Source organism: Streptomyces sp. PA03-6a (genome assembly GCF_033792765.1).
Classification (GTDB): Bacteria; Actinomycetota; Actinomycetes; order Streptomycetales; family Streptomycetaceae; genus Actinacidiphila.
Genome location: NZ_JARAVK010000589.1, coordinates 1 through 879, shown reverse-complemented (window position 1 = coordinate 879; position 879 = coordinate 1). Strand labels below are relative to the sequence as shown.

The following is an 879-nucleotide window of genomic DNA, read 5'->3' as shown; positions in this document are numbered from 1 at the left end:
TTCCACCTGACCGCCCGTTCGAGGGCGGCCCAGGATCTGATCGACGCCCACGGGCCGTCCATTCTGACGGCGGACCACTCCATTCACGTGGGGCCGGGCAACGCCAGGTCGGGCTGGAACAACGAGGATGAGAACTTCACGAATCTGGCGCATGAACTGGGCGTCTCGGAGTCCAGCCTGCTTGAGGCGCTGAACAGGCGTTTCCCGCCGGATGGTCTTCTGGACACGCTTGAGCGGATCCAGCAGGACGTGCGGCACGCCGTCGTCCACGGCTCCGGTGCGGAGACGGTGACGGTGCGCCTGGCGAGCGGGGACAAGTCGTTCCCGGTTCTGGACGACCCCGCTGGGGTGTCGGCGCGGGCGGTTTCCGCGCCGTCGGGCGCGGTCGATGACGTCCTGCGCAGCTCGGGTGTGAGTGTCGGGCGGGTGGATCTGACGCTGGACGCGGGTTGGGATGCGGCGCGTGGTGCGGCGGCGCCGGACACGGTGAAGCACTCGTGGGTGGACCCGGTGTCGACGCCGCGGGGTGGTGGCGCCCATGCGCCGCGGTACGAGGTCCGCGCGGGTTATGACGTGCGCAGGTTCGAGCTCGGAGACCGTTCGGTCACGGATCTGACGGTGAAGGTGCGTCTGGCCGACGAAGGCCTGACGCAGCCGGAAGTGGATGCCCTGTGGGACCGTGCGGTGTCCGGTGTGGAGAGGGTCTTCAACCGTCCCGGTGAGGTGCTGGGCGACGGCAGTGTCCTGCACGTGACGCTGGAGCGGGTCACCGGAAAGGCCTCCGACGCGCACCTGAACGTGCACGTCGGGCGTCCGCAGAGTGCGATGAACCAGCACCAGTGGCGTGTCGACGCCACCGAGCAGGACCTGGCCCACGAG

The 879-nt window shown here is 69.1% G+C and carries 1 protein-coding gene; it reads left to right on the top strand.

Annotation, left to right across the window (positions count from 1 at the left end):
- Positions 1 to 879: hypothetical protein (locus PV350_RS46760; protein WP_500339330.1), on the top strand; the 879-nt coding region annotated here is incomplete at both ends.